The 24,331-nt window shown below is 60.4% G+C and carries 27 protein-coding genes; 5 read left to right on the top strand and 22 right to left on the bottom strand.

The features are described 5' to 3' along the window. Positions 1-44: 44 nt before the first annotated feature. The 17 genes from ACZ1G7_RS08320 to ACZ1G7_RS08240 form a co-directional block, all read right to left on the bottom strand. The gene (locus tag ACZ1G7_RS08320) at positions 45-443 is read right to left on the bottom strand and encodes a hypothetical protein (protein WP_472663350.1); all 399 of its coding nucleotides are present in this window, start codon (positions 441-443) and stop codon (positions 45-47) included. A 1-nt stretch (position 444) separates the two neighbouring features. After that, positions 445-2,247, bottom strand: coding sequence for an autotransporter assembly complex protein TamA (locus ACZ1G7_RS08315; protein ID WP_472663349.1), 1,803 nt, complete (start codon positions 2,245-2,247; stop codon positions 445-447). Positions 2,248-2,283: 36 nt separating this feature from the next. Next, positions 2,284-3,045: a maleate cis-trans isomerase family protein gene (locus ACZ1G7_RS08310; protein ID WP_472663348.1), complete on the bottom strand. Its 762-nt coding sequence runs from the start codon at positions 3,043-3,045 to the stop codon at positions 2,284-2,286. Continuing rightward, positions 3,042-4,124, bottom strand: a complete 1,083-nt coding sequence (locus tag ACZ1G7_RS08305; protein WP_472663697.1) for a M24 family metallopeptidase — start codon at positions 4,122-4,124, stop codon at positions 3,042-3,044. The genes ACZ1G7_RS08310 and ACZ1G7_RS08305 overlap by 4 nt, the downstream gene beginning before the upstream one ends. 56 nt (positions 4,125-4,180) lie before the next feature. After that, a complete protein-coding gene (locus ACZ1G7_RS08300; RefSeq protein ID WP_472663347.1) occupies positions 4,181-5,197 on the bottom strand; it encodes a pyridoxal-phosphate dependent enzyme in 1,017 nt (338 codons plus the stop codon). 80 nt (positions 5,198-5,277) lie between these two features. After that, positions 5,278-5,904 (bottom strand): urease accessory protein UreG, encoded by a 627-nt coding sequence (gene ureG / locus ACZ1G7_RS08295; RefSeq protein WP_472663346.1) that lies wholly within the window; start codon positions 5,902-5,904, stop codon positions 5,278-5,280. Continuing rightward, entirely contained in the window at positions 5,901-6,566 is a 666-nt protein-coding gene (locus ACZ1G7_RS08290) for an urease accessory protein UreF (RefSeq protein WP_472663345.1), read from the bottom strand. Before ACZ1G7_RS08290 ends, ureG begins: the two co-directional genes overlap by 4 nt. Further along, the gene (locus tag ACZ1G7_RS08285) at positions 6,526-6,981 is read right to left on the bottom strand and encodes an urease accessory protein UreE (protein ID WP_472663344.1); all 456 of its coding nucleotides are present in this window, start codon (positions 6,979-6,981) and stop codon (positions 6,526-6,528) included. Before ACZ1G7_RS08285 ends, ACZ1G7_RS08290 begins: the two co-directional genes overlap by 41 nt. 176 nt (positions 6,982-7,157) lie before the next feature. After that, positions 7,158-8,510 carry an MAC/perforin domain-containing protein gene (locus tag ACZ1G7_RS08280; protein WP_472663343.1) on the bottom strand — a complete coding sequence of 451 codons (1,353 nt, stop codon included), beginning with the start codon at positions 8,508-8,510 and terminating at the stop codon, positions 7,158-7,160. A gap of 107 nt (positions 8,511-8,617) precedes the next feature. Next, the gene (locus tag ACZ1G7_RS08275) at positions 8,618-8,821 is read right to left on the bottom strand and encodes a hypothetical protein (RefSeq protein ID WP_472663342.1); all 204 of its coding nucleotides are present in this window, start codon (positions 8,819-8,821) and stop codon (positions 8,618-8,620) included. A 121-nt stretch (positions 8,822-8,942) separates the two neighbouring features. Then, a complete protein-coding gene (gene ureC, locus ACZ1G7_RS08270; RefSeq protein ID WP_472663341.1) occupies positions 8,943-10,700 on the bottom strand; it encodes an urease subunit alpha in 1,758 nt (585 codons plus the stop codon). 371 nt (positions 10,701-11,071) lie between these two features. Next, the gene (locus tag ACZ1G7_RS08265; protein WP_472663340.1) at positions 11,072-11,377 is read right to left on the bottom strand and encodes an urease subunit beta; all 306 of its coding nucleotides are present in this window, start codon (positions 11,375-11,377) and stop codon (positions 11,072-11,074) included. 56 nt (positions 11,378-11,433) lie between these two features. Beyond that, positions 11,434-11,694: an urease subunit gamma gene (locus ACZ1G7_RS08260; protein ID WP_472663339.1), complete on the bottom strand. Its 261-nt coding sequence runs from the start codon at positions 11,692-11,694 to the stop codon at positions 11,434-11,436. A 42-nt stretch (positions 11,695-11,736) separates the two neighbouring features. Next, positions 11,737-12,540 carry an urease accessory protein UreD gene (locus ACZ1G7_RS08255; RefSeq protein ID WP_472663338.1) on the bottom strand — a complete coding sequence of 268 codons (804 nt, stop codon included), beginning with the start codon at positions 12,538-12,540 and terminating at the stop codon, positions 11,737-11,739. Between the two features lie 144 nt (positions 12,541-12,684). Further along, positions 12,685-13,476: a metal ABC transporter permease gene (locus ACZ1G7_RS08250; RefSeq protein WP_472663696.1), complete on the bottom strand. Its 792-nt coding sequence runs from the start codon at positions 13,474-13,476 to the stop codon at positions 12,685-12,687. Between the two features lie 4 nt (positions 13,477-13,480). Beyond that, entirely contained in the window at positions 13,481-14,230 is a 750-nt protein-coding gene (locus ACZ1G7_RS08245; RefSeq protein WP_472663695.1) for a metal ABC transporter ATP-binding protein, read from the bottom strand. Then, entirely contained in the window at positions 14,227-14,694 is a 468-nt protein-coding gene (locus ACZ1G7_RS08240) for a Fur family transcriptional regulator (RefSeq protein ID WP_472663337.1), read from the bottom strand. The genes ACZ1G7_RS08245 and ACZ1G7_RS08240 overlap by 4 nt, the downstream gene beginning before the upstream one ends. A gap of 75 nt (positions 14,695-14,769) precedes the next feature. On the opposite strand from ACZ1G7_RS08240, the gene ACZ1G7_RS08235 reads away from it, so the two are divergent. Beyond that, positions 14,770-15,975: a zinc ABC transporter substrate-binding protein gene (locus ACZ1G7_RS08235; protein ID WP_472663336.1), complete on the top strand. Its 1,206-nt coding sequence runs from the start codon at positions 14,770-14,772 to the stop codon at positions 15,973-15,975. A gap of 55 nt (positions 15,976-16,030) precedes the next feature. Here ACZ1G7_RS08235 and ACZ1G7_RS08230 read toward each other — a convergent pair whose 3' ends face one another. The 3 genes from ACZ1G7_RS08230 to ACZ1G7_RS08220 are packed head-to-tail and all read right to left on the bottom strand — an operon-like array spanning position 16,031 to position 18,021. Beyond that, entirely contained in the window at positions 16,031-16,957 is a 927-nt protein-coding gene (locus tag ACZ1G7_RS08230) for a hydroxyacid dehydrogenase (RefSeq protein WP_472663335.1), read from the bottom strand. Between the two features lies 1 nt (position 16,958). Then, positions 16,959-17,522, bottom strand: a complete 564-nt coding sequence (gene comE / locus ACZ1G7_RS08225; RefSeq protein ID WP_472663334.1) for a sulfopyruvate decarboxylase subunit beta — start codon at positions 17,520-17,522, stop codon at positions 16,959-16,961. A 1-nt stretch (position 17,523) separates the two neighbouring features. Then, on the bottom strand, positions 17,524-18,021 hold the full coding sequence (locus ACZ1G7_RS08220) for a sulfopyruvate decarboxylase subunit alpha (RefSeq protein ID WP_472663333.1): 498 nt from the start codon (positions 18,019-18,021) through the stop codon (positions 17,524-17,526). Positions 18,022-18,410: 389 nt separating this feature from the next. Here ACZ1G7_RS08220 and ACZ1G7_RS08215 point away from each other — a divergent pair, with 389 nt between their 5' ends. Continuing rightward, positions 18,411-18,851, top strand: coding sequence for a hypothetical protein (locus ACZ1G7_RS08215; RefSeq protein WP_472663332.1), 441 nt, complete (start codon positions 18,411-18,413; stop codon positions 18,849-18,851). A 166-nt stretch (positions 18,852-19,017) separates the two neighbouring features. On the opposite strand, the gene ACZ1G7_RS08210 is transcribed toward ACZ1G7_RS08215, so the two are convergent. Next, on the bottom strand, positions 19,018-19,887 hold the full coding sequence (locus ACZ1G7_RS08210) for a LysR family transcriptional regulator (protein ID WP_472663331.1): 870 nt from the start codon (positions 19,885-19,887) through the stop codon (positions 19,018-19,020). A gap of 1 nt (position 19,888) precedes the next feature. Continuing rightward, positions 19,889-20,653, bottom strand: coding sequence for an IclR family transcriptional regulator (locus ACZ1G7_RS08205; RefSeq protein WP_472663330.1), 765 nt, complete (start codon positions 20,651-20,653; stop codon positions 19,889-19,891). Between the two features lie 124 nt (positions 20,654-20,777). Between ACZ1G7_RS08205 and ACZ1G7_RS08200 the strand changes: the two genes are divergently transcribed. The 3 genes from ACZ1G7_RS08200 to ACZ1G7_RS08190 all read left to right on the top strand — a co-directional run bounded on the left by ACZ1G7_RS08200 (position 20,778) and on the right by ACZ1G7_RS08190 (position 24,304). Next, positions 20,778-22,412 (top strand): GMC family oxidoreductase, encoded by a 1,635-nt coding sequence (locus tag ACZ1G7_RS08200; RefSeq protein ID WP_472663329.1) that lies wholly within the window; start codon positions 20,778-20,780, stop codon positions 22,410-22,412. 6 nt (positions 22,413-22,418) lie between these two features. Further along, a complete protein-coding gene (locus ACZ1G7_RS08195; RefSeq protein WP_472663328.1) occupies positions 22,419-23,087 on the top strand; it encodes a TerC family protein in 669 nt (222 codons plus the stop codon). A 122-nt stretch (positions 23,088-23,209) separates the two neighbouring features. Continuing rightward, positions 23,210-24,304, top strand: coding sequence for a TRAP transporter substrate-binding protein (locus ACZ1G7_RS08190; protein WP_472663327.1), 1,095 nt, complete (start codon positions 23,210-23,212; stop codon positions 24,302-24,304). Positions 24,305-24,331 lie beyond the last annotated feature (27 nt).

Below are 24,331 nucleotides of genomic sequence, written 5' to 3'. Positions count from 1 at the left end.
ATCCTGCCCCAGAACCGGAGCGCCAACGGTAATACGGTCAGATGCTAGCGCGCCGACAGAGATCGAAACCGGCAGGTCAGGCAGCGAAAACCCCTGTGCCTCCGCCGGGGGGCTTCGCTTTCGGGCGACGATGGCAAGCGGCTCAAGGTGATCGTTGCCGCTGTCAGTGCCTCGATCTCGACCCGGCCACGCAACAGCGCACCGCGGTTCCAGCCAAGCACCAGATCTGTCATCTCCAACCAGACGCCGTCCGCATCGGCCATGGTGATGCGATCCACGGTCGCGCGGCTGCTCAAGGCGCCCGCGAACCCATCGATGGAAACGATCCGGCCCTCGCCGCCCAAGCTGCTTTCAAGCAGTTCGGTCAGGTAGCCTTTGTCTTCCTGCGCAAAAGACGCGAGCGGCCAGACCAAAAGCGCGCATATGCAAAGCAGCCGGACCATCTCAGAACGCTTGCCCAATGCCGATATAAAGCTCGAACCCTGAATTGTCGCCGGGCCCGCTGATCGGCAGGCCAAGGTCGACACGTAGCGGCCCGATCCCCGTGTCGTAGCGCACGCCTAGCCCCGCGCCGGTCTGCCACTCGCCACTGCTGCCATCGGGGAAGGTTTCCTCGCCAATATAGCCCGCGTCGTAAAACCCGACCAAGCTAAGGCTGTCGGTGGTCTTGACGCGCAGCTCTCCTGAAAGGCCCAGAAAGGACCGTCCGCCGACGTCCCGCCCCGACGGCAGCGTCACGCCCAAGGATTGGTAATCCTGCCCGCGCACGGTGCCGCCGCCGCCCGAATAGAACAGGAAATCTGTGGGCGATTCGCTGAGCGCAGGGCCAAAAACCGACCCGATTTGAGCGCGGGCCGCGAGTGTCAGGCGTTCGCCGACGCCTTTGTAGCCGCGTAGATCAACATAGCTGCGCAGCCCACTTTTGGTGCCCTCGATCGCGGCAAAGGGCGTCAGGCTGATCAACGCGTAATAGCCGTCGCGCGCGTCCAATTCATTGTCGCGGTAGTCAAATTCGGCTGAGGCGGGCAGGGTCAGGATCGTGTAATCGCGATCCCCGAACGCGTCCTGCGTGCGGGCATGCTGCAACCCGACCCCGAACGTATATTCGCGCTGCGGCGAGGCATAGCGCGTGATCCCGGCCTCGATGTTGAACCGGTCAACGGTGAACTCTTCCTCATCAAGGCGTTCCAGCTCAGCTAGGGCGAAGAAGTCAGTGTCCTCGTTGAACGTGGCAGGCCGGGTGAATTTGGTGCCCAACAGGTAGTCAACCCCGCCGGTTTGCCCGCCAATGCCTTCGATTGCGGCGTCAAAGCGCAGCCGTTCGGCCCCGCCAAGCAGGTTGCGATGCAGCCAGAACCCCGACAGGGCCACCCCTTCGCTGGTCGACAGCTCCGCGCCAAAGCCGAAGCGGCGCGGCTTTTCTTCGGTGATCTGCAGGTCAATTGGCAGCGTGTCATTGGGTCCGATCCGTTCGGCCTCGCTCAGCGCGGCAACTTTGAATGCACCGGTGCGGCGCAGCCGTGTCGTGACGCGAGCAATTTCCTCGGGGTCAAACACCTGACCAACTGGCAGCCCGGCAATGTCGCGAATGCGCTCTGTGCGCACATCCTTGTTGCCGCTGATACGCAGCGGGCCAAAGCGCAGGCGCGGGCCGGTGTTAAGCCCAATGCGGCTGTCGAGCTTCCGCTCGGGGTGGCGTGCCGTGATCTGTTGCGCGCCGGGGGCGGCCTTGGCAAAACCCACGGCGCGCCAATCGGTGACGGCGCTTGTCACGGCGTCTCGAATGGCCCCGGTCGTGGCGGGTTGGCCCGAGCGATACGCATCCGGCGCGCTGGTGCCGGGGGCCAGTGGCGCGATTTCTGCAGTGCCGAACGTAAAGCTGCGACCCGTGTCGACGCGGACATCGACGCGTCGCACAGCGCCAAGCTGTGTGAGCGGGGAAATCGTCGCAGCCTCCCGCCCATCAACACGAATGGTGATCACCGGGGCGAAGTAGCTGTTGTCATAGAGCGTGCCGATCAACCGGGCATAATCGGCTTGTGCAGCGGCCAATATGTCCTGCGCGTTTGGGGCATCTTCTTTCGCCAACGGCGCCAGAAGGGAGGCACTTTCCAACGCGGCGTTTAGCTCTGTGTTGGCGCTGCTGGAGGAGAATTTCAGATCGAACGCGTCGGCGGAAAATGTGCTGACGCACATCGCCAGACCTGCGCCACACGTCTTTGCTAAAACTGCCCACCAGTCACTCATACTAAGGGTGTGCGGGCTTCGCGCGGGGGATGCAAATCAATTTCCGTGGATAACTCCGCGACACTTTGCCATCAGTTGCCCGGGGCCTGTCGGCACCAGCGGTATCCCGGCCAGCCGTGCCATATGCCAGGCCAAGACCTGATTGCTGCTGAGCACCGGCTTGGCTGTCTTGGCCTCCAATTCGGGGATCGCGTCCAGGCTGCGCAGGTTGGTGCAGGATAGAAACAACGCGTCCACATCTGCGCCTGCTGCAAGCGCCACCCCCGCTTGCACGATGGACTTTGTATCAATGCGCGCGACCTTGGCTTCCTGCGGTTCAGCGAAGCTGCCAAAAACGGGTGTCTCAATCCCGGTTTCCGTAAGCACGTGTCGAAGCCGGTCGGACACCTCTTCCACATAGGGTGACAGGATCGCCAGCCGGTTGACGCCCAAAGCAGCGCAGGCGGCGCGCAGGGCGGATACGGGTTCTGTCACAAGGGTCGCAGGCGCGCCCGCACGGATGCGCGTGGCTATGTGATCCGCCCCGATCTGCGCCGTACCCGAAGTGCAGCCATACCCGATCACGTCAAAATTCATCCCACGCGGGAACAAGCTGGCCGACGCCGTCAGCCGCGCCTCCATCGCTTGCAGGCTGTCCGCGCTGACCTCCAACCCGCTTTCAACGCGGGAGGTGAAAAGCGCCGTCTCAGGCGGCAAAACTGCGCGAAAATCCTGCTCGATTGTCTCATCCGATTGCAGCACAATCAGCCCAAGACGGGGCCAGCTTTGGGTCTGCTCAGTGTAGCTGAACGCGCTCATCCCAGCACCGTGATCTCTGGGGGCGTGGGCGTTGATAGATACCGGGCGCCGGTTTCCGTGATCACGATATCTTCCTCATGCACCATGATTTTGCCTGCGCCTAGGTCTACGCCGGGCTCCAATGTCAGCACCATGCCCGGTGCCAACACTGTTTGGTCTGCCGGGATCAAAGACGGCCATTCGGTCAGTTGCATGCCCAACCCGTGCCCCAAACGCCCAGCATCGCTGCCACCTGCGCCACCCGTGCAGACGGCGTCCATGGCCTGAAACAGATCCGCGCTGGTTGCTCCCGGTTTGGCCGTCGCAAACCCAGCTTGGGTCGCTTCGATCAGACGTTCATGCGCCGCTGCAACCTCTGTTGAGGGTGGACCGATAGAAAAGTTCCGGTCGAAATCGCAAAAATACCCGTTGCAGACGAGCCCCGTATCCAGCATCAAAACGTCACCTTCCGCCAAGGGCGTTTCCGACGCGGGGGAGATCACGTCGGTGTAGCCGCCCCGCTCTGATGCGCCCGCAAGATACGGCACCCAATCCGCGCCTTCCTCAAAGCATAGCCGCTGAAAATCGCGAAACACTTGCGCCAACGGGACGCCCACCTGTGCAATCTCTCCGACCCGCGCAAAGGCGCGGTCCGCGATCTGGCAGGCGGTTTCAATCTTTGCGACCTCCGCTTCAGATTTGATCAGGCGCAATCCGCGCGTCAGATGCCCATCGCCGGTCATGGGCACATGGTTTTGCACAGCCATCAGGCTGGCGACCGGCATGCGGGCATGGCTTTCCATTCCGCGTGCCATGCCAACGGGGGCGTCCCCGCGCAGCGTGTTGAGCGTGTCAATCAGCAACGAAACCCCGTCATCGATCAAATCCGGCGCGCGCCAGGTTTTGATGTCGCCGACATAGGCCTTCGCCATCAGCGCCGCCCCAATTGACGGGATCACGGCCACGGGCTTGCCCAGGCGCGGCAGAATCACGAACCAGGGCCGTGTCGGGCTTTCCCAAAACCGGGTCAAAAAGCCAGTATAATAGCGGATTTCGGGTTCGGTGGTCAGCAGCAACGCCCCCAAACCATGCGCCTCCATTACCCGCTGCGCCCGCGCGCACCGCTGCGCAAATTCGGTCGCTGCAAAGCCGCGCGTCACGCAGGGCCCTCGCTCAGGATGCATAGCACCCGCGATTGCGCGCCGATGCCCAAGCGGGCGGCGCCTTTCAGATAGGCCACCAAGCCGGCCCCGCCCGACGGCGAGGTTTCGGCCCCGAAGGAGGTCAGAATATCCATGCAGGCCGCGACCTCAGCGTCGGAGAGCGTGCAAAACCAATCCGCATCGCGCGCTAGGCCTTTAAGGGCAATCAAGGACGGCTCCTTGCAATCGAGCCGCCCCATAGAGGACACGAGCCCGCGCGATACCGTGCATCGCCCCGCCCGGATAGAGCCCATCAGCGCAGGTGCCAGCTCCGGCTCGACCACGATGATTTTGGGCGCGTCGCCCCAGACTTTGCGCACCGCGCAGGCGCAGGCGCAGGCCAGCCCGCCGACGCCGGCTTGTAAAAACACATGGGTCGCGGGTTCGGGCATCTGTTCAAAGACCTCGCCCATCATCGCAAGATAGCCTTCCATCAGCTTGCGCGGCGCATCGAAATATCCGGGCCAGGAGCTGTCAGAGAGCAAGCTCCAGCCATTGGCGCGCGCCGCTGCTTCGGCTGCGGCCATGCTGTCTTCATAGACGGCGCCTTCGCGGCGCACCTCCGCACCCGCCTCGCGCAGCCGTTCAGCAAAGCTCTCTGGCACGCTTTGCGCAATGTAAATAACGGATTTCGCTTTGAAAACACGCGCGCCCGTGGCCACGGACAGTCCATGATTGCCCGCGCTCGCGGTGACGTATGTTTTGCCTGCGGCCTCAGGGTCGCTGGCGATCACATAGGCCGCGCCCAGCGCTTTGAAGCTACCCAGTCCCATCCGTGTGCGTTCGTCTTTGACAAAAAGCTTGGCACCCGTCTGGCCGTCATCAATCTGCATCAAAGGGGTCGGCGCGGCGTCCGGGCATTTGGCCAGCAACGCGCGGGGACTGTCGATATCATCGCTTGGAAAGGGTACGTCAGGCCCCAAATTTATTTCTATAGACGCGTTTCTATAAGGGTTTTCGACGTATTCCATTGTGCTTCCCCGATCCGGCCGAAGCCTCACAGATAAGCGCAGTACTGGCAATGAAAGTTTACGCTAACAGGTAAATTAGATTATGCGCCAAGCCCGCCGATGGCCCGGATATGGGCAAGCACATCATCCACGCCTTGGCCGTGGCGCACCTGCGCAAAGACAAACGGCCGGGTGCCGCGCATTTTAGCGGCGTCCCGTTCCATCACCTCCAGAGATGCGCCCACATGTGGGGCCAGATCGGTTTTGTTGATAACCAGAACGTCCGAGCGTGTGATTGCGGGCCCTCCTTTGCGCGGGATTTCTTCACCCGCCGCTACGTCGATGACATAAAGCGTCAGATCGGCCAGCTCTGGCGAAAACGTGGCGCTCAGATTGTCGCCGCCGCTTTCAATCAGCACCACGTCAAGGTCCGGGAAATCGCGGGTCAGTTGGTCAATCGCCGCCAGATTGATGGATGCATCTTCGCGGATCGCGGTATGCGGGCAGCCGCCGGTTTCCACGCCGCGAATACGCTCGGATGGCAACGCCTGCATGCGCATCAACGCATCTGCGTCCTCCCGCGTGTAGATGTCATTGGTCACGACCGCGACCGAATGCGTGTCCCGCAGCGCGATGCACAACGCCGCCGTCAGGGAGGTCTTCCCGGCGCCAACCGGCCCACCAATACCAATGCGCAAAGGGCCGTGGGGGGAGGGGGCGTCTTTCATGTCCGAAATATCCTTGTGTCTTGCGTCTCATGGCGCATCGCAGCGGCATCTGCCGCCCAGGCGCAGCCGCCCATGTCGTCGAGGGTCAATTCGCGCGTGGCCTCAGCTACCTCGGCGCAGCTATCGGCCAGCCGCGCCACAGCGGCCTGTGCGCGGGTTTGGCCCAACGGCGACAAACGTTGCGCGCTCGCGATCAGGTTGCTGACAAAGCTGTGCAGGTAGACTTCGACCACCGGCTCAAGCGGCAGCTCTTTTGCCCGCGCCGCCGCGCCAATCGCGACGGGGTAGATTAGCGTGCCCAGATCAATCTCAAACGCGCCGCTCAGGGCTTTGCAAAACGCGCGGCCTTGCGCGTCTGCTTCCAACAACCGCTCAGCGGAAGGCGCAAGCGCGCGACCCAAAGTGTCGGCCTCGGCGCCAAGCCCCGCAAAGCCCGCGCGCAGCAAAATCGCATCATTGCGCCCCGCGCCATGGCGCAGCACCTGCGCCAGCCAGTCTTCGACGTCCAAATCCGGGGTCTCGTGCAATGCCAGCTCTAACCCGTGGCTGTAGCTGAAAGCGCCCACAGGGAAGGCGGGTGACAGCCATTGGGTCAGCAACATCAATTGTTGCGGCGTCATCTCAGTGCTCATGGGAATGCGCATGCGAATGATCATGGCCATGCGTGCGCCCATGCCCGTAAGCGCCGCCCTCGGGCGTGAAGGGCTCAACCACGTCGCGCACCTGCGCACCCAGTTTTTCCATCAAGGCGCGGATCACATGGTCGGGCTGCACAAGCACGCGCGCTGTTTCGATCTGGGCTGGGCAATGCCGGTTGCCGATATGCCAGACCAGCGGCAGTAGCGCGTCAGACGTGATCTCCATCAACGGTTCCTCCGCCGCGCGCACGGCCACGTGCCGCCCGTCACTGAGCAGAAACGCCATGCCCTGATCCAGCGATGTGGTGCGCGCCAGATCAACCAAGAACGGCTCGCCTGCATCGGTCTGCAACACCTTGCGGCGCAGGAACCGATCCTCATAGCTCAAAGTGCAGCGCGCGTCGTCGCCGTGATCTGCAATTTCGCGTGCCGTCAGCATGTCTTTTGATATCTCCTGCCTGAAGGCCGGGAGGCCCGGCGCGAATTCAACGCCAAACTAACGGCTCTGCGGGTGGGCGCAAACAGGCAGACGCTCGCGACCATTATTTCCTGGCAGAACGTGGTTTTCTACCGTGGCGGCGCCCAAAAAACAGGCACCGCCCTATCGCGCTGACCTCAGACGTCGGGCACGTAGAAATTATTCGATGGGTCAGGTGTCCAGCGAGATACCTTGGCGTTTTTGCTGTAAAACCAACCGCGAGAATCCGACTGCGCAGTGTTGAAATGCGAGTGTATCAGAGTCCGCCCATTGCCGCCGGATACAAAGGCGTAAAATGCTGGATCTGGCTCTGCGGTCCATCCGTTGCGGTTTTTGGAGTTGTGCGACAACATAAAACGCAATTTGTCACTGGCGCCGGCACGGAACCTGTAGATTGGCTTGCTGCCCTCGCGTTGCTCGGAAAAGGCGTAAAACGTGGCCTCGTCTTTGGGATATGGCCCAAAATGCGTCGGTGGCACTTCGTCTTTGGCAGAGAAATACCAACGCAACTTATCGTTCGAGAGGTAAGGCTGCACGCGCACCAAGTACGGGTTGTCGGGAAACTTCTCATTCTCCAAAATTCGGGTGATCGTGTCATCGACAGCCTTTTTCCGAGCCTCATCCTGTATCAGGTTGGATATCCGGTGCATGCCGCCCTTTATGTCGACCACATGCTGGTTGTCGGCAATCGAGGCGTGCCATGCATCATAGTCACCACTCAGAATATTGCTGACCTGATTGGGGTCGCCGCCCAAAACCCGAACGCGGCGCAGCGCTTTTTCGTTAAGGGTTGTGGCGGCTTTCCCGATTTCGGTGCTCGCGTCGATATTGGCTTGACCCGTCAGCCCCCGGTAGCTCGCCTTGGCGGCGGCGGTGAGCGATTGTTTCGAGCTGTATTCGCTTTGATCAATCGCGCAGGAATAGCTCACGCGCGCGCCAACAATCAGGCTGGATAGAAAATGCGTGCCGTAATATTCAAACAACTCTTCTGGCTTCAATTCGGACGATTCAAGCGCATGCTGCACATCGGGCAAAATATGTTTGCGCATCACCAGAATGTCTGGAAGCGTCAGCGTCTGAAGGTATTGCTGCTCTGTATATTGCACATATTGGGTTGAGACGCGGGAGCTTGTTGATGTGTTGTAGCTCGCATTTATCTCGCCCGAGAAGTAAGAATATTTTCCATCTGCCGCCACATCCAACGAAAAATTCGTGGCCATTGTGCGCAAGGATGACCCGCTTTGCTCAGTCGCCATGCCTTCGCCACCACTTTTTACAGTGACCAGCTCAGATGTACGCCGCCCGTTCCCGCAATCTTTGCTCAACTCGCCTAGGTCGATCACCTGCCGTTTGAGGCTGCTATTGCTACAATATTCGCCGGTGACATTCAGGCTGCAGCCAATCACATCGGTCCCGGGAAGAATGTCTGAGGCCGCTTTTCCGGGGAGTTGCATCGGTTCAATGATGCGTGGGGTAAGATCATCGGTCATAAAAAGGCTCCTTAAAATAGAGCCATCCTAGCACCGAATTCGAACACCGGTAAAAAAACTGCCGCCGCCCGCCTGCGCTTCACATCAGGCGGGGCAGGGTCGCGCGCTTACTGATAGGAGTGAAAGTTGAAGATGCGCTCAATTTCGTCCGGGCGGGACGTGCCCATTTTCGCCAGCTCTTCTTCGGACAAAGTGTTTAGCCTGCGCACGTCATCCGCAATTTTCGAGGCGTTCGCGGAGATCGTGAAGAAGGTCGCAACTGCGCCAAAGGCACGTGCGAGGAAGCCGGGGTTCGATGTAGCATATGCCATCGTGTCACTCTTTCTTGTCATTCAAGCTCAACCCCTACATGCACCCAGGGCTGGCCTAGAACCAGTGCCGATCCCGAAACCCCGCTTTGCGCCTGACGCAAGACGCTTATTTTTCAGGCGTTTAGAACATGAAGTAGCGCTGCGCCATCGGCAGCTCTGACGCGGGCTCGCAGGTCAGTAGCTCGCCATCGGCGCGGACCTCGTAGGTTTCCGGGTTCACTTCCACCTTGGGCAGCGCGTCGTTCAGCTTGAGATCCTTTTTGCCAATGCCACGCGTGTTTTCCACGGCCACGCATTCCTTGGCCAATCCCAGCTTGCCGCGCACATCTTCCTCCATCGCCGCCGCGGAGGTAAAGACCACCGCCGAGTGCTCCACCGCCCGGCCCATAGCGCCAAACATCGGCCGTGTGTACACAGGCTGCGGCGTCGGGATGGAGGCATTCGGATCGCCCATCTGCGCACACACAATCGAGCCCGCCATCAGCACCATCTCCGGCTTCACGCCAAAAAACGCCGGGTTCCAAAGCACCAGGTCAGCGCGTTTGCCTTCCTCCAGTGAGCCGATCTCGCGGGAGATGCCATGCGCAATCGCCGGGTTGATCGTGTATTTCGCGATGTAGCGGCGCACGCGCATATTGTCGTTCTCGCCTTGCTCCTCGGGCAGCCGCCCACGCTGCTTTTTCATCTTGTCGGCGGTCTGCCAGGTGCGGATCAGCACCTCGCCCACGCGGCCCATGGCCTGGCTGTCGGACGCAATGATGCTGAACGCGCCCATGTCATGCAGGATATCTTCAGCGGCAATGGTTTCGCGTCGGATCCGGCTTTCGGCGAAGGCCACATCTTCGGGGATGGATTTGTCGAGATGGTGGCACACCATCAGCATATCCAGATGCTCCTCCAACGTGTTCACCGTGAAGGGCCGCGTCGGGTTTGTGGAACTGGGCAGCACATTCGCGTCGCCGCAGATTTTGATGATATCCGGAGCATGACCGCCGCCTGCGCCCTCAGTGTGGAAGGCGTGAATAGTACGGCCTTTCATCGCCGCCACCGTGTTTTCCACAAATCCGCTTTCATTCAGCGTATCCGTGTGGATCATCACCTGCACATCCATCTCGTCTGCCACAGTCAGGCAGCAATCAATGGCGCCCGGCGTGGTGCCCCAATCCTCATGCAGCTTCATCGCGCAGGCCCCACCCTTGATCTGCTCGACCAGCGCGTCAGGCAGTGAGGCGTTGCCCTTGCCCGCAAAACCAATATTCATCGGCACGCCATCAACCGCCTGCATCATCCGCCCGATATGCCAGGGGCCGGGGGTACAAGTCGTGGCCAGCGTGCCATGCGCGGGGCCGGTGCCGCCGCCCAGCATGGTGGTCAGCCCCGAATGCAACGCATCCTCGATCTGCTGCGGGCAGATGAAGTGGATATGGCTGTCAAAACCACCCGCAGTGACGATCCGACCTTCGCCCGCAATCGCCTCCGTGCCGGGGCCCACGATGATGTCGACACCCGGCTGCGTGTCCGGGTTGCCCGCCTTGCCAATCTTGTGGATGCGCCCGTCCTTGAGGCCAATATCGGCCTTATAAATCCCGGTATGATCCACAATCAGCGCGTTGGTGATCACCGTATCGACCGCGCCATTCGCCCGCGTGACCTGAGACTGCCCCATTCCATCCCGGATCACCTTGCCGCCGCCGAACTTGACCTCCTCGCCATATGCCAAGGAATTCGCGCCGGAGCCGCCCGAGGCCGCCCCCGCCCGCTCCGCAATCAAATCGCGCTCCACCTCGATGATCAGATCAGTATCGGCGAGGCGGACCTTGTCGCCCACAGTGGGGCCGAACATGGCGGCGTATTCGGCTCTGGAGATTGTGGCTGGCATGGGCCGTTCCTTATTGAGTTGTTTTGATCAGCTCGTTCAGCTTGGTTGTGCTTCTGGCTTGATACTGAACTTTGGTTTCCAGTGCACCGACGGTTGGAGCGTCTTTTTCAAAGGTGCAGTGGTCAAAATCTCGCTCGGTTGGTCGGGGCATTTAATGCTAACCACCGCGCGAGTGTCTTTATCTATAGCTGGCGCGAAGCCACTACATTCGGTTCCGTCCGCCCGTCGCACTTTGATGTCACAGCCGACAAAGCAAAATCCCTCGCTTACTTCGAAAAGTGGCGCGCCGTTTTTGTCGACAATTTCAAAAGTAGGGCCCGCGCATGCCGCAAGCGCGAGTGACGAAGCCGGAACTATAACTCCTTTCAGGCTCACAACGCCCCCATCACCTTCTGGTTAAACCCGTACACGACCCGCGCGCCGGAAATCGGGATCAGTTGCACCTCGCGCGCCTGTCCAGGCTCGAACCGCACTGCGGTGCCAGCCGCGATATCCAAGCGCATGCCGCGCGCGGCGTCGCGGTCGAATTCCAGCGCCGCATTCGCCTCCCCGAAATGGTAATGCGAGCCAACCTGAACGGGCCGGTCGCCAGTATTGGCGACCTCCAGCGTGATCGCTTCGACACCCACATTTAGCTGCAATTCTACCGCCGCGGGGAACACCTCACCTGGGATCATTGCGCAACTCCTGTCACTGAAAGTTCAAGCTTCGTTCTGTCAAAAATGCTCATGGCTCACCGGATCGGATTGTGAACCGTCACCAGCTTGGTGCCGTCCGGGAAGGTCGCCTCGACTTGCACGTCATGGATCATCTCGGGCACGCCCGCCATGCATTGCTCGCGGGTGATGACCTGCGCGCCAGCCTCCATCATATCCGCCACCGACCGCCCGTCGCGCGCGCCTTCAACCACCGCATCGGTGATCAGCGCTATCGCTTCGGGGTGATTCAGCTTCACGCCGCGCGACAGGCGTTTGCGGGCGACCTCGGCGGCCATGGAGATCAGCAGTTTGTCTTTCTCTCGGGGGTCAATTGCATCTTAAAGTGTCCAGGTTTTAGGAATGTCACTGCCGCTGAGCGCGGCTATCAAGGGGATCGCCTCGCGGCGCAGGCGCATCGCGTCGGGCGCGATCAGCCGGATCACCAGCAGGTCGGCGGCTTTCAGGCTGGCCCCGCTCATAGGGCCAATCAGGCCCCGCGCGACGTCCAGATACCGCTCCGCATCAGGCGCGGCCAGAACGATTGACGCCGTTGCCCGCGCGCCTTGCGTGATGGCGGCGCCTTGCAAATGCGCGGCCACCGGCCCGTCCAAATAGGTTGCCTCGGCATGGGTGAGTTGCCCGTCACGCCAGATGCGGATCTGATCGCGGAATGTGGCCTGGGTCAAAACCTCGCCCATGGCGGCGCGCCCGAAAATCAGCGGCTCGACCAGAAGCGCGCGCGCGTCCGGCGCAAGCGTAACATCCAATTTGCGCGCCATGCGGCAACGGTCAAACAGGATCGTTTCCTGCGGTAGCCAGTTCATCGTTGCGCCCTCAGCCACCTCTAGCCGGGTGCGCAATCGCGCCGGTGTGTCGCCTGTCGCGCGGTAAAGCCGCTCCGCCGCCTGCGTGGTCAGCGTCAGTTGCGAACCCGCCCCCGCGCGCCCTTCAATGTCGAACCGATCGCCGCCGGTCATCCCGCCGGCGCAATTGACAACCACACCCATCAAGGCGGCGTCGCTGCCGCGCGGGAACATCATTCGAAGCGATCCCGCCTGGTGCAGCCCGTCGATCACCGTTGCGTCGCCGCGGCGCTTGGATGACAGCCGTAGGAGCCCGCGCGCACGCGGCGGGGACGTCACAGCAGTGGGGGCAACAGGTATTGAGGCGAGAGTGTTAATGGCAGGCTCCTTGCGGCCAGATCAAAGCCCAGCATCGGCGGGCCTTCAAGTCTTTGGCCTCAATTCCTGTCGCGCTTCGGGTGAATTGCTCAAAAAACAGGCAGCTCAGGTACGGCGCAGTACAGCCAGCCCCTGAACAACCGTAAAGATCAGAGCGGCCACGCAGACGATAGACGGCCCGGCAGGCGTGTCATACTGCGCCGACATTTGCAGCCCAAGCACTGCGGATGCGGTGCCAATTGCAGCCGCGCCCAGTGCCATGGCTTCAGGCGTGCGGGCCAGCGGGCGAGCGCCCGCCGCCGGGATGATCAGCATCGCGGCGATCAGCAACACCCCCACCACCTTGATGGCAACCGCCACAACAACCGCCAATGCCAGCGTCAAAACCAATTGCTCCCGGCGCGGGTTGACCCCGCTGGCATAAGCCAGATCAGAGCTCAACGTGGCGGTCATCAGCGCCTGCCACCTCCAGGCCATCAGCGCGACCACCAGGCCCGCGCCGCCCCAGATCACGACCAAATCGCCACGGCCTACCGCCAGAATGTCGCCAAACAGGTAGGACATCAAATCCAGCCGCGCGCCCTGGATCAGTGACACCGCTACCAGCCCCAAGGCAAGCGCGCCGTGTGACAGGACGCCCAGCATCGTGTCCATCGCCAAGCGCCGCCCGCTTAGCCCGTTAACCAGCAGCGCCATGGCGAAGGCCATCACCAGAACGCTCGCAAAAATGGAGGTTGAAAAGGCCAAAGACAGCGCGACACCCAGCACGGCCGCATGCGCGGTCGCGTCGCCAAAATAGGCCATGCGTCGCCAGACCACGAAACAGCCCAAAGGCGCGGCGGCCAAAGCAACCCCAATGCCCGCCAGTGTGGCGCGAACGAGAAAGTCGTCAAACAGGCCCTCAAACATGGGGATGCTCGCACTGCTCATCGGCACCGTGATGGTGATGATGGTGGTCATGGTCATGCCGGTAAAGCGCCAAAGCCCCGCCGGTGCCCGACCCAAACAAAGCCCGATATTCCGGCGCGGAGGCCACAATGTCAGGCGTGCCGTGGCAGCAGACATGGCCGTTGAGGCAAATCACCCGGTCGCTGGCGCTCATCACCACATGCAGCTCATGGCTGACCATCAGCACGGCGCATCCTGTTTCGGTGCGCAGCTGTTCAATCTGGCGGTAAAACCCTGCTGATCCCGGTTGATCCAGCCCCGTTGTCGGTTCATCAAGGATCAGCAGCTGCGGCGCGTCCAGAAGCGCGCGGGCCAGCAAGACACGTTGAAATTGCCCGCCTGACAGCTCCGATAATTGGCGGCGGTCGAGCCCCTCTGCACCCGCTTTGCGTAGCGCGTCGGCAACCTCACCCGCGCGTCTGCGCTTGGGAAGGGCCATGAAGCGATCAACTGTGATCGGCAGGGTCGGGTCGATGCTCAGGCTTTGCGGCACATAACCGATCCGCAGCCCGTCAGCCCGCCGGACCCGGCCTTTCGACAGCGGGGCCGCGCCAATCAGGGCGCGCAGTAGGGTGGTCTTGCCGGATCCGTTGGGGCCTACAACGGTGATAATCTCGCCGGGTGCGACGCTCATATCGACATCAGCAAGCGCCGTGTGGCCGCCTAGTTGCACGCTGACATGTTCGGCGCGGATCAGGCTCAGGTCGGTTTGCATGATGGGCAAATGCCTTCCGCCTCGATCACAGCGGTTTCGATCTCAAAACCGGCATCAATCGCGGCGCGCCCTAATTGGCCCGCCTTTGGGTCGGTCGGCGCTTCTGCCACGGCGTCGCAGCTGCGACAAATCATAAAGGCCGGGTCGTGGTTTTGCCCGGGATGGGAGCACGCGATATAGGCGTTCAGCTTCTCGACCTTGTGCGCGAAGCCATGTTTGACCAAAAAGTCCAATGCGCGGTAGGCCACCGGCGGGGCTGACCCCAGTCCATCGGCCTGCAGCCGGGCCAACATGTCATAGGCGCCCATCGCCTTGTGTTCGTGTAGCAATATTTCCAGCGCGCGACGGCGCACCGGCGTGAATTGCGCTTTCGTCGCGGCGCAATGCGCCTCGGCGGCGTCAAGCGCGCTGCTGACGCAGGCGCCGTGGTCATGGGGATCAAAGCTGGTCATTTATTTCTCTTGCAACTGCTCGAATTGTTATATCATAACATTAGCGCTTGCCAACCCCAGTTCAGGAAGACCCCTATGCTCAGAACCGCCGCCCTCAGCCTCGTACTTGCCAGTCCCGCCTATGCCGCACCCGAAGTAGCTGCCGATATCGCGCCGGTGCATTCACTGGTCGCTCAGGTCATGGAAGGTGTCGGCGAACCTGGCCTTCTTATCGACGCCGCGTCCAATCCACATGTCAATTCGATGCGCCCCTCTGATGCGCGCAGGTTGCAATCGGCCGAGATCATTTTCGGAATTGGCGACGGACTGACCCCATGGCTCAGCGACGTTGTCGGCAATCTTGCGCCGGATGCGAAAACGCATTGGCTGCTCGAACAGGCGCCCGTGATCCGCGTCTACGGTGATGCGGAGGATGAACACAACGAAGACGGTCATGACGAAGCCGGGCATGACGAAAAGGGGCATGACGATCACGACGAGGAAGGTCATGATGGCCACGGCCACGATGACCACGCTGAGCACAAGGATGACCATGAAGAACACGGTCATGACGACCACGCTGAGCACAAGGATGACCATGACGACCATGGCCATGACGACCACGCTGAACATAAAGATGACCACGATGACCACGGCCATGATGATCATGCCGATCATAAAGACCAACACGGCGACCACGATGATCATGCCGAGCACAAAGACGAACATGCTGAGCACGCCCATGACGATCATGACGACCATGGTCACGAAGGCCACGACCATCATGGCGGCGATGACCCGCATGCTTGGCTCGACCCGGTCAATGCGCAGTCGTGGCTAGGCTATATCGCCGAAACTCTCGCCGCCGCTGACCCCGAAAACGCAGCAACCTACCGCGCAAATGCCACAGCGGCGCAAGCCCGTGTAGCCGATCAGCAGGCGCAGCTTGCCGCGCAGTTGGAGGCTGCCGACGGCAAAGCCTTTATCGCCTATCACGACGCCTATTCCTATTTTGCGGACCGTTTTGGAATTGTCTCGCTGGGCTCGCTCGCGTCCAACGAAGGCGCCCCGCCAAGCGCTGCCGATATGCGCCGCGCCGAGGCGCTTTTGGCAGATGGCGACACCGCCTGCCTGTTGACCGAACAGCAATATGGCACCAAGGCGATGGATGCTTTGGCCTCAAGTGGCGGCACATATGTCGGCACAATTGACCCGCTCGGTGCCGGGATCGAACCGGGCCCGGCGCTCTATGGGGAAGTCTTGTCAAACCTCGCCACTGAACTGCAAAACTGCTTGAAGTAGAAAAACCACGCTGGGGTGGGGCCGCGCGGGCCCACCCCAATATCTGGTCTAGACCTTACGCCAGTGCCTTGCGCACGTTTTCTGCCGTCAAAGCCGAAACGCGGGTGTTCGATTCCACGGTGACCCCGGCAATATGTGGGGTCAGGATCAGGTTCTGAAGCTGGCGGAACTTGAACGCGCCTTCCGCGGTCAAAGGCTCATTGGCAAAGACATCAAGCGCTGCCCCGGCAATCTGTCTCTCGCGCAACGCCTCAGCCAAGGCCGCCTCATCAACGACCCCGCCACGCGCCGCGTTGATCAAAATCGCGCCGGGCTTCATGGCTTTGAAAATCTCGGCATTCGCCATGTTGCGTGTGCCGTCTGTCAAAGGCACATGTAGCGAAATCACGTCCGCTGCGGTCGCCAGCGACTTGAAATCCACATGCCGGTCGACACCGTCCCAAACCGGGTCGTCTTCCGCCACAAACGGGTCCATCGCGGCGATTTGCATCCCCAAAGCCCGCGCTCGCGCAGCGGTGTCCCGCGCAATCGAGCCGAAGCCCGCCAGCCCCAAAACTTTGCCCGACAGCTCCCGGCCCGACATGTCCTGACGCGGCCATTCGCCCGCCATCATCCGGTCAAAGCCCAGATAAGCGCCACGCAGCAGGATCGCGGCGTTGGTGATCACGTATTCGGCCACGGACAGGTCATTGGCGCCCGATGCCGGGTGCACCGAAATGCCCCGTGCCTTGCAATCGTCGAGGTCAATATTGTCGAGGCCGACGCCAAGCCGCCCCACGCAGCGCAGCTTGGGCGCGCCTCCCAACAGCGCCCCGCGCACTTGGGTGCGGTTACGCACGATGATCGCGTCAGCGTCGGCCAGCTCCGCCTTCAGGCGGGCGTCGTCATCCACGAGTCCGGGGTCATAAACCACCACATGGTCGCTGCGCAGATCCTCCACTGCGGCTTCGTCCATGAACTCGGAGATGACGACCTTCTTCATATCAAGCGTTCCGCTCTTTGACGGTTTCCATAAAGCGGTGACGGATCACCACAGGGTCCATGGTGATGACGGGCACCTTGATGTTGCCGCTTTCGCACTTGGCCACGATGATGGTCATCTTGTCGCCCGCAAGCGCGTCTTTCACGGCTTGGACGGTTTCTTCGGCTTGGGCCACCACAACGTTTTCGCAGCCGCAGGCCTCCGCCACTTTTTCCAGCTTGGTCTTGGCACCGGCATAGGTCGGCTGGTCGCCTGTGGAGCCGTAGGAGCCATTGTCGATGATCAGCAGCACATAGTTGTCGGCCACGTTATTCGCGATGGTCGGCAGCGTGCCCATGTTGGTCAGGACGGAGCCGTCGCCGTCAACAACCAAAACCTTCTCCTTCTGCGCCAGAGCCAAGCCCAGCCCGATGGACGACGCCAGCCCCATGGTGCCCAGCATGTAGAAATTCGACGGCTGGTCGTCGATCATGTGCATTTCCTGGCTCGGCAGGCCAATATTCATGACGGTCAGCGTGTCTTTGATGGTCGGCGCAAGCTCGCGCAGGATGTCGGAACGGATCATATCAGTAGCCTCCCCAGAAGGATGCGTCGGTCAGGATGGCGACGGGTTTGTTGCACATGAAGGTGTATTGCAGGATCTTGTCGAACTCGTCCGCATCGGCCTGTTTGTGGAAATGGTAGGTCGGGATGTTCAGCTGCGCCAGAAGCGCCTTGGTGTGAACAGCCATCTCTGCCTGACAGGCCACGGGCTCCCCCAGCTCACCGCGGTAGGAGATCAACATCGGTAGTGGCATGCGGTAATATTGCGTCAGCGTGACCAGCGTGTTGATCGTCACCCCAATGGCGGTGTTTTGCATGATAATTGCCGAACGCTTGCCGCCCATATAGGCCCCTGCGCAAAGCCCCATGCCCTCGTCTTCTTTGTTCGATGGGATGTGGTAGATGTCGGGATGCGCTTCGCATTTTTCGATCACGCCGCCCAGCTGCTTGCAGGGCACGGTGGTGATGAACTCGACATTGTGGCGCGCAAAGCCGTCCACAATCTTCTCGCTGATGTCCATTGGGGACTCCTTCAGTGTGAATTTGCGGCAGGTATCGTGCAAAAGGAGAGGCTTGGCAAATCAAAGTGAGTTTAGGTTTGGTAAAGAAAAACTTTTCCAATGGGGCGCAACGGGAAGGCCCGAAGTCAAGCCGAAGGCGCCGTGCCAACACCTGACTATTACTGGCAGGGCATCGTAGATGCCCGAGAGGCGCCCGCACGGGCAGGTGTTTTTGCTGATGCAGCGCGCAACATGTCTGAGGAATGTGCTTGGCTGCCATAAAGCGCCTTCGAAGTGAGGCTGGAACACCCGCCCGCGTTCATCCGTTGGTCCGGCTTTGGCAAAACTCCGGCCCAGTTAGTTTTTCAATTCATGTAGACCACGCCGGTTCGCACGAATAGGTTCAGGATATGTCAATCTTCCGACTGCCGGCCCTGTATGCCCCCTGTTTCCCTGCGGGGCCATATGCCTACCTTCATGTTTATGGCCAAGAGACGACAACCCACGAGGCAATAGGGCGGATCGAGTTTGGTGAGATCGACTTTTTCGGCCAGTTACACCACCTTTCTGAAACACTTGGCTTGGAACGTCTGAGCTTTGTGGGTCAGCAAGGGATGCCCGACCTCGATGTGAATACATTCATGTGTCCTTTGGATGCAGAGCCGGTTGCATTTAGACGCGCGATCATGAAAAACGCTCAGCGGTCTTGGAAAGAGCTACCTATGTTGTCGACCCAAGCACTTCTCGGGGGTGAGACCTGGAGCTACCGTGATACTCGACATTGCGGCAGTTGGCTGATCGGACTCAATTGCGAGGACAAGAAACTGAGTGAAAGTACTTGCAGTTTGTGATTTGCCCGGAATCAAGCGCAGAGCGCGCCGGGCATCGCCAGACCGGCCCGGAGGGCTGGCGATTTGATAGTGGTGCGCATAAAATAAACGGAAGATGTGCTTTGCTCAGATAAAGCTCTGCAGAATGATCCTCAGGCCGCCATCCCCCGGTCTGGCGACGCCCGGCTCACCGCTCAATCACCCCCAAAACCTCCGCCAAAAGCCCATCAATCAATCGTCGTTTCGGGCTGTCAGCGCGGCTAAGCAGGCCCAGCTCGCGGACGGGCGCACCGTCCAAAGAAAACCGGCGTAGGGCAGTGAAGGCGGGCTCTGGGACGCACATGTCCGGGACCACTGAGATGCCCAGGCCGTGGGTGACCATAGATGTTACGGCCTCAAGGGTTTCCATCTCCATGGCCGCAGTCACGACGATTTTCTCGCGCGCCAACCAGTTATCGGCCAAACGGCCAGCGGCGGCGCGTCTTGTGTGGCGGATATAAGGCTGCTCGCGCAGCAAAGCGCGCGGGTCATCGCCCTGAACGTCCGGCGCGGCGATGAGCACAAACGCTTCCTGCGCCGCGGGTTGCCAGTGCATCACGCCGCTCGCCGCTTCGAATGGGCCCAATAGCGCCGCGTCCAAAGCGCCGCGCTCAACTTGTTCACGCAGATCATCCGACAGGCCCGGCACGACCCTGATGCGCAGGCCGGGATAGGCCGCGATCAGTTGTTTTACCGCGCGCGGGACCAGCGAGCCAAGGGTGGAGGGGACCGCGCCCAAGCTCATCTCCCCAATCAGCTGAGCCTCGCCGCTGATGTCCTCCAAAAGCCCATCATAAGCAGCCACGACAGCGCGGGCTTTTGGCACAAGGGATTGGCCTAACGGGTTGAGCCGGGGCGATTTGCGGTCGCGGTCAAACAAGGTGACGCCCAGAACCTCCTCCAACCGCTTCATCTGCTGACCCACGGCGGCCTGGCTGACATGCACCTTTGCCGCGGCCTCCATAAAGCTGCCGGTCTCGGCCACGGCAATGAGGGATCGCAACAGCGTCAGCGACATCTCAGTCGCCGAAAATGGTGGAGGACAGCTGGCGTGATGTGCGCTGCAAAATCTCCACCTTGGTCAGGGCTGTTTCGACCGAAATCCGTTGCTCGGGCGCATGAAACGCGACGGCTGCGCAATAGCGCCCGGTCGGGTCCACAATCGGCACCGCAATCGCAACCATCCCTTCGAAATATTCGCTGCGGTCAACGGCAAATCCTTGGCGCGAGATTTCCAGCAGCTCGGCCAGCAGCGCGTCGGGGTCGGTGATCGTGGACTCGGTGTATTTCTCCAGATGCATCACATTGACCAGCCGGCGCCGTTCCGCCTTGGGCAAGGACGCCAGATAGGTCTTGCCAGATGCCGTGCAGTGAAACGGCACATTGGTGCCCACCGGCAGCTGAATGCGGAACGGCCAGTCGGTTTCGACCCGGTCCTGATAGGCCATGCCGCGATCCTCCGGCACCACGAAATTGACGGTCTCGCCGATCTCGGATGCCAGATCCTGTAAAAGCTGGTGCCGGGTCACGTGGCTGGATGAGCTGTGCATCACGCCCGCCGCCATCAGCCGTGCGCGCCGGCCGGGGCGCAACCCGCGCCCACGCTCGTCACGGGCAAGAAACCCTTCCTCCAAAAGCGTGTTGCACAAACGGTGGGTGGTCTGCTTGGGCAAGCCGATCTTGCGTCCGATCTCGGCGGGCGACATCGGGTCGGTTTGTCGCCCAATTGCCTCCAGAATAAGAAGGGTGCGCAGATTGGTGGGTATCCTGCTTTTGTCGTCCATCGTGATCCTCCCAAATCAGATTGTGACATTTTTTGCTTGTGCGACTCTTTGAAGCGTGTTGCACTATAAAAACGAGACTTTAAGTCTCAATTTTTATAATTTCAACACTTTTGGGAGGAAGTGAGTGGAATTTGACTTCATCATCGTAGGCGCTGGGTCTGCCGGTTGCGTTCTCGCCAACCGTCTTTCGGCAAATGGCCAATATAAAGTTGCGGTGCTGGAGGCGGGCGGCAAAGACACCTACCCGTGGATACATATCCCCGTCGGCTACTTCAAAACCATGGGCAATCCCAAGACCGACTGGATGTATTCAACCGAGCCTGATCCGGGCCTGAACGGGCGCTCTATCAAATGGCCGCGCGGCAAGGTGCTGGGCGGGTCGTCGTCGATCAACGGGCTGCTCTATGTGCGCGGCCAAAAGCAGGACTATGACGGCTGGCGGCAGCTCGGCTGCACAGGGTGGAGCTGGGATGATGTCGCGCCGCTGTTCCGTCGCTCGGAAAACTACGAAAATGGCACCAAGGGTGACGCGCTGCGCGGCGATGATGGCCCGCTTTCGGTCTCGGATACCACCGTCACACGCGAGATTGTTGATGATTGGCTGACCTCCGCGGTCAACGCGGGCTATAAACGCGCAAAGGATTATAATGGGGATGATCAAGAGGGCGTGTCGCTGTTCCAGCTGACCACCCGCAACGGGCGGCGCTGCTCAAGCGCTGTCGCCTATCTTAACCCCGCCAAGCAACGCCACAACCTGACCGTGCTCACCAAATGCCCCGTCGAACGCCTGACGTTCGAGGGCAAGCGCTGCACCGGGCTGATCGCGCATCACGAAGGCAAACAGGTCACTATGACCGCCAAGCGGGAAGTGATCCTTGCCGCAGGCGCGCTCGCCAGCCCGCAATTGTTGATGGTGTCGGGCGTGGGCGATGCTGACGATCTCAGGCCGCACGGGATTGAGGTGATCCATGAGCTGAAGGGTATCGGGAAAAACCTGCAAGACCATTTGCAAGCCCGCCCGGTCTATAAAACCACGCTGCCTACGATCAACACCGAGGTTTCCAATATCTTCAAGCAAGGCCTGATCGCGCTGCAATATGCCGCGACGCGCAAGGGCCCAATGGCCATGGCAGCCAGCCTGGGCACGGGTTTCCTGAAAACCCGCGAAGACCTGGAAACACCGGATATCCAATTCCACATTCAGCCCTTCTCAGCCGACAAGATCGACGAAGGCGCGCATAAATTCTCGGCCTTCACCGCGTCGGTCCTGCAGCTGCGCCCCGAAAGCGCCGGGCATATGGAACTGTCATCGGCTGACATGCGGGACTACCCGAAGTTTTTCCCCAATTATCTGGCCACGCAGACGGACCGCGACACCATCGTCGAGGGCGTGCGCATCACGCGCCGCATCTGCAATACCGACCCGGTCAAGCAACACATCACCGAGGAACATCAGCCCGGCCCAAGCGTCGGCGATGATTATGACGAGATCCTCGAATGGGTCCGCAACACCTCGACCACCATCTACCACCCCACGGGCACCTGCAAAATGGGAGTCGACCCAATGGCAGTGGTCGATCCGCGCCTCAAGGTGATCGGCCTGGAAGGCCTGCGGGTCGCCGATGCCTCAATCATGCCGATCATCGTGTCGGCCAATACCAACGCGCCAACGATCATGATTGGCGAAAAAGCCTCCGACCTCATTCTGGAGGACGCAAAAGGCGCGGCCCCGGTGGCCCAGACTATGGAAGACGCGTAACCAGTTATGATTGATACAGCACTTGATTTCGGCAAGATCGTCATCGCCGACCTGATCCTGTCTGGCGACAACGCATTGATCATCGGGATGGCCGCCGCTGGCCTGTCGCCCGAGCTGCGCAAGAAAGCCATTCTTTACGGTATGGTCATCGCAGCTGTGCTGCGCATCGTCTTCGCGATTGTGGCCACCAAGCTTCTGGGCATTCCCGGCATCCTGTTTTTCGGGTCGCTCTTGCTGTTTTACGTCTGCTACCGGCTCTTAATTGAGATCCGTGAAGGCGTGGATGAGCAGGCCGAACATGCTATGGAAACGGCTGATGATCCGGAAGGCGGCTATACCGGACCGCCAAGACGGACGATGGCCTCTGCGCTGATCTCAATCACCATCGCAGACGTGTCGATGTCGCTGGACAATGTGCTGGCCGTGGCCGCAATCGCCGATGGCGACACGACCAAATTGGTCTTCGGGCTTGGTCTTGCCATCGTGCTTATGGCCTTCTTTGCCACGCTTATCATGAACCTTCTGACAAAATATCCTTGGATATCGTGGCTGGGGCTGATCGTATTGCTCTATGTCGCTGGCGAAATGTTCTACAGGGGCGTGTTCGACATCAACCTTGGCGTAGGCCCTTATCTGGGACTGATAGAGGGCTGGGATCTGAGCAAAGGACACTAAACATCGAATTCACCCCACGTGACAGGGAGGTCGCGCGGGGATGAAGAAACGGCCGGGGGAGGCGCCTTCATCACCCGGTCAAAACGACAAAACGGAAGGCATGGACCTTAAGGGAGGACCTTATGTTTAACTTGAAAACTCTAACTGTTAGCGCAGTTGGCCTGGCTTTGATGGCGTCTGGCGCCATGGCCGAGAAAGTTCTGCGCATCCAGTCAGTTCTGCCAAACACAGCTGACGAAGTGGTTATGCTCAATGCGTTCGGCGACGACGTTGCCGCGCTGACCGGCGGCTCGCTGACCATCGAAGTGCTGCCAGCTGGTGCTGTTGTTGGCCCACGCGACATTATGGACGCGGTTGACGCGGGCCTTGTTGAGGGTGGCTTTGCCTGGACGCACTACTGGGGCGGTAAGCACGTCGCTGCGAACCTCTTTGGTGCGCCTGTTGCGGGCGCCGGTGTTGGCCTCGACAACATTGCGTTCCTGAGCTGGTTCCAGTTCGGCGGCGGCAAGGAGCTCTATGACCGTCTCTGGGATGAGATGGGCGTGAACGTCAAAGGCTTCATGCTGCAGCCAGTTGGCCCAGAGGCCCTTGGTTGGTTCCCAGAGCCGATCACTTCCATGGATGACTTCCGTCAGATGCGTTTCCGGGCCCCTCCAGGCATGGTTGGCGCGGCTTACGCTGACATCGGTGTTCCTGCTGTTGCTATGGGCGGCGGTGACATCCTGCCAGCTCTGGAAAAAGGCACAATCGATGCGGCTGAATGGTGCTGCCCGAAGCCTGACTCCGTGTTTGGTTTCCAGAAAGTTCTGAAGCACTACTACCTGCAAGGCCTGCACCAGGTCACTGTGAACGCAGACATGTATGTGAACAAAGACTTCTACAACAGCCTGACCGAGCTTGAGCAAAAAGCGCTCGAAGTTGCGTCCACCGCGTCGCTGTCGAAGTCGCTGTCTTACCGTATCTATGAAAACGGTAAAGCTCTGAAGGACCTGACCGAAAACCACGGTGTTATCCTTGAAGACACACCAGCTGACTACTTCACCGAGTACTCCGCTGCTGCAACCAAAGCGCTTCAAGCCGCTGCAGATGAGAACGAGTTCTTCGCAGAAGTATGGGCGTCTCAGACAGAGTTCGCCAAGATCGCTGTCCCATTCTGGGCCGGTGCACAAACATCAAACGCGAGCCTCGGCCGCGCTTTCGCTGACACTCTGAAGTAATTCAGATTTTTAGAAGGGGCCCTAAAC

Source organism: Litoreibacter sp. JB4-2 (assembly GCF_055693445.1).
Note: the sequence above shows the minus strand (reverse complement) of the source record. Positions and strands in the feature narration are given on the sequence as shown.

What these genes read in the sequence shown, in the direction of transcription:
- ACZ1G7_RS08320 (WP_472663350.1), bottom strand. Translation starts at nt 443, where the DNA reads ATGGTCCGGCTGCTTTGCATATGCGCGCTTTTGGTCTGGCCGCTCGCG.
- ACZ1G7_RS08315 (WP_472663349.1), bottom strand. Translation starts at nt 2,247, where the DNA reads ATGAGTGACTGGTGGGCAGTTTTAGCAAAGACGTGTGGCGCAGGTCTG.
- ACZ1G7_RS08310 (WP_472663348.1), bottom strand. Translation starts at nt 3,045, where the DNA reads ATGAGCGCGTTCAGCTACACTGAGCAGACCCAAAGCTGGCCCCGTCTT.
- ACZ1G7_RS08305 (WP_472663697.1), bottom strand. Translation starts at nt 4,124, where the DNA reads ATGGAGGCGCATGGTTTGGGGGCGTTGCTGCTGACCACCGAACCCGAA.
- ACZ1G7_RS08300 (WP_472663347.1), bottom strand. Translation starts at nt 5,197, where the DNA reads ATGGAATACGTCGAAAACCCTTATAGAAACGCGTCTATAGAAATAAAT.
- ureG (WP_472663346.1), bottom strand. Translation starts at nt 5,904, where the DNA reads ATGAAAGACGCCCCCTCCCCCCACGGCCCTTTGCGCATTGGTATTGGT.
- ACZ1G7_RS08290 (WP_472663345.1), bottom strand. Translation starts at nt 6,566, where the DNA reads ATGGCCATGATCATTCGCATGCGCATTCCCATGAGCACTGAGATGACG.
- ACZ1G7_RS08285 (WP_472663344.1), bottom strand. Translation starts at nt 6,981, where the DNA reads ATGCTGACGGCACGCGAAATTGCAGATCACGGCGACGACGCGCGCTGC.
- ACZ1G7_RS08280 (WP_472663343.1), bottom strand. Translation starts at nt 8,510, where the DNA reads ATGACCGATGATCTTACCCCACGCATCATTGAACCGATGCAACTCCCC.
- ACZ1G7_RS08275 (WP_472663342.1), bottom strand. Translation starts at nt 8,821, where the DNA reads ATGGCATATGCTACATCGAACCCCGGCTTCCTCGCACGTGCCTTTGGC.
- ureC (WP_472663341.1), bottom strand. Translation starts at nt 10,700, where the DNA reads ATGCCAGCCACAATCTCCAGAGCCGAATACGCCGCCATGTTCGGCCCC.
- ACZ1G7_RS08265 (WP_472663340.1), bottom strand. Translation starts at nt 11,377, where the DNA reads ATGATCCCAGGTGAGGTGTTCCCCGCGGCGGTAGAATTGCAGCTAAAT.
- ACZ1G7_RS08260 (WP_472663339.1), bottom strand. Translation starts at nt 11,694, where the DNA reads ATGGCCGCCGAGGTCGCCCGCAAACGCCTGTCGCGCGGCGTGAAGCTG.
- ACZ1G7_RS08240 (WP_472663337.1), bottom strand. Translation starts at nt 14,694, where the DNA reads ATGACCAGCTTTGATCCCCATGACCACGGCGCCTGCGTCAGCAGCGCG.
- ACZ1G7_RS08235 (WP_472663336.1), top strand. Translation starts at nt 14,770, where the DNA reads ATGCTCAGAACCGCCGCCCTCAGCCTCGTACTTGCCAGTCCCGCCTAT.
- ACZ1G7_RS08230 (WP_472663335.1), bottom strand. Translation starts at nt 16,957, where the DNA reads ATGAAGAAGGTCGTCATCTCCGAGTTCATGGACGAAGCCGCAGTGGAG.
- comE (WP_472663334.1), bottom strand. Translation starts at nt 17,522, where the DNA reads ATGATCCGTTCCGACATCCTGCGCGAGCTTGCGCCGACCATCAAAGAC.
- ACZ1G7_RS08220 (WP_472663333.1), bottom strand. Translation starts at nt 18,021, where the DNA reads ATGGACATCAGCGAGAAGATTGTGGACGGCTTTGCGCGCCACAATGTC.
- ACZ1G7_RS08215 (WP_472663332.1), top strand. Translation starts at nt 18,411, where the DNA reads ATGTCAATCTTCCGACTGCCGGCCCTGTATGCCCCCTGTTTCCCTGCG.
- ACZ1G7_RS08210 (WP_472663331.1), bottom strand. Translation starts at nt 19,887, where the DNA reads ATGTCGCTGACGCTGTTGCGATCCCTCATTGCCGTGGCCGAGACCGGC.
- ACZ1G7_RS08205 (WP_472663330.1), bottom strand. Translation starts at nt 20,653, where the DNA reads ATGGACGACAAAAGCAGGATACCCACCAATCTGCGCACCCTTCTTATT.
- ACZ1G7_RS08195 (WP_472663328.1), top strand. Translation starts at nt 22,419, where the DNA reads ATGATTGATACAGCACTTGATTTCGGCAAGATCGTCATCGCCGACCTG.
- ACZ1G7_RS08190 (WP_472663327.1), top strand. Translation starts at nt 23,210, where the DNA reads ATGTTTAACTTGAAAACTCTAACTGTTAGCGCAGTTGGCCTGGCTTTG.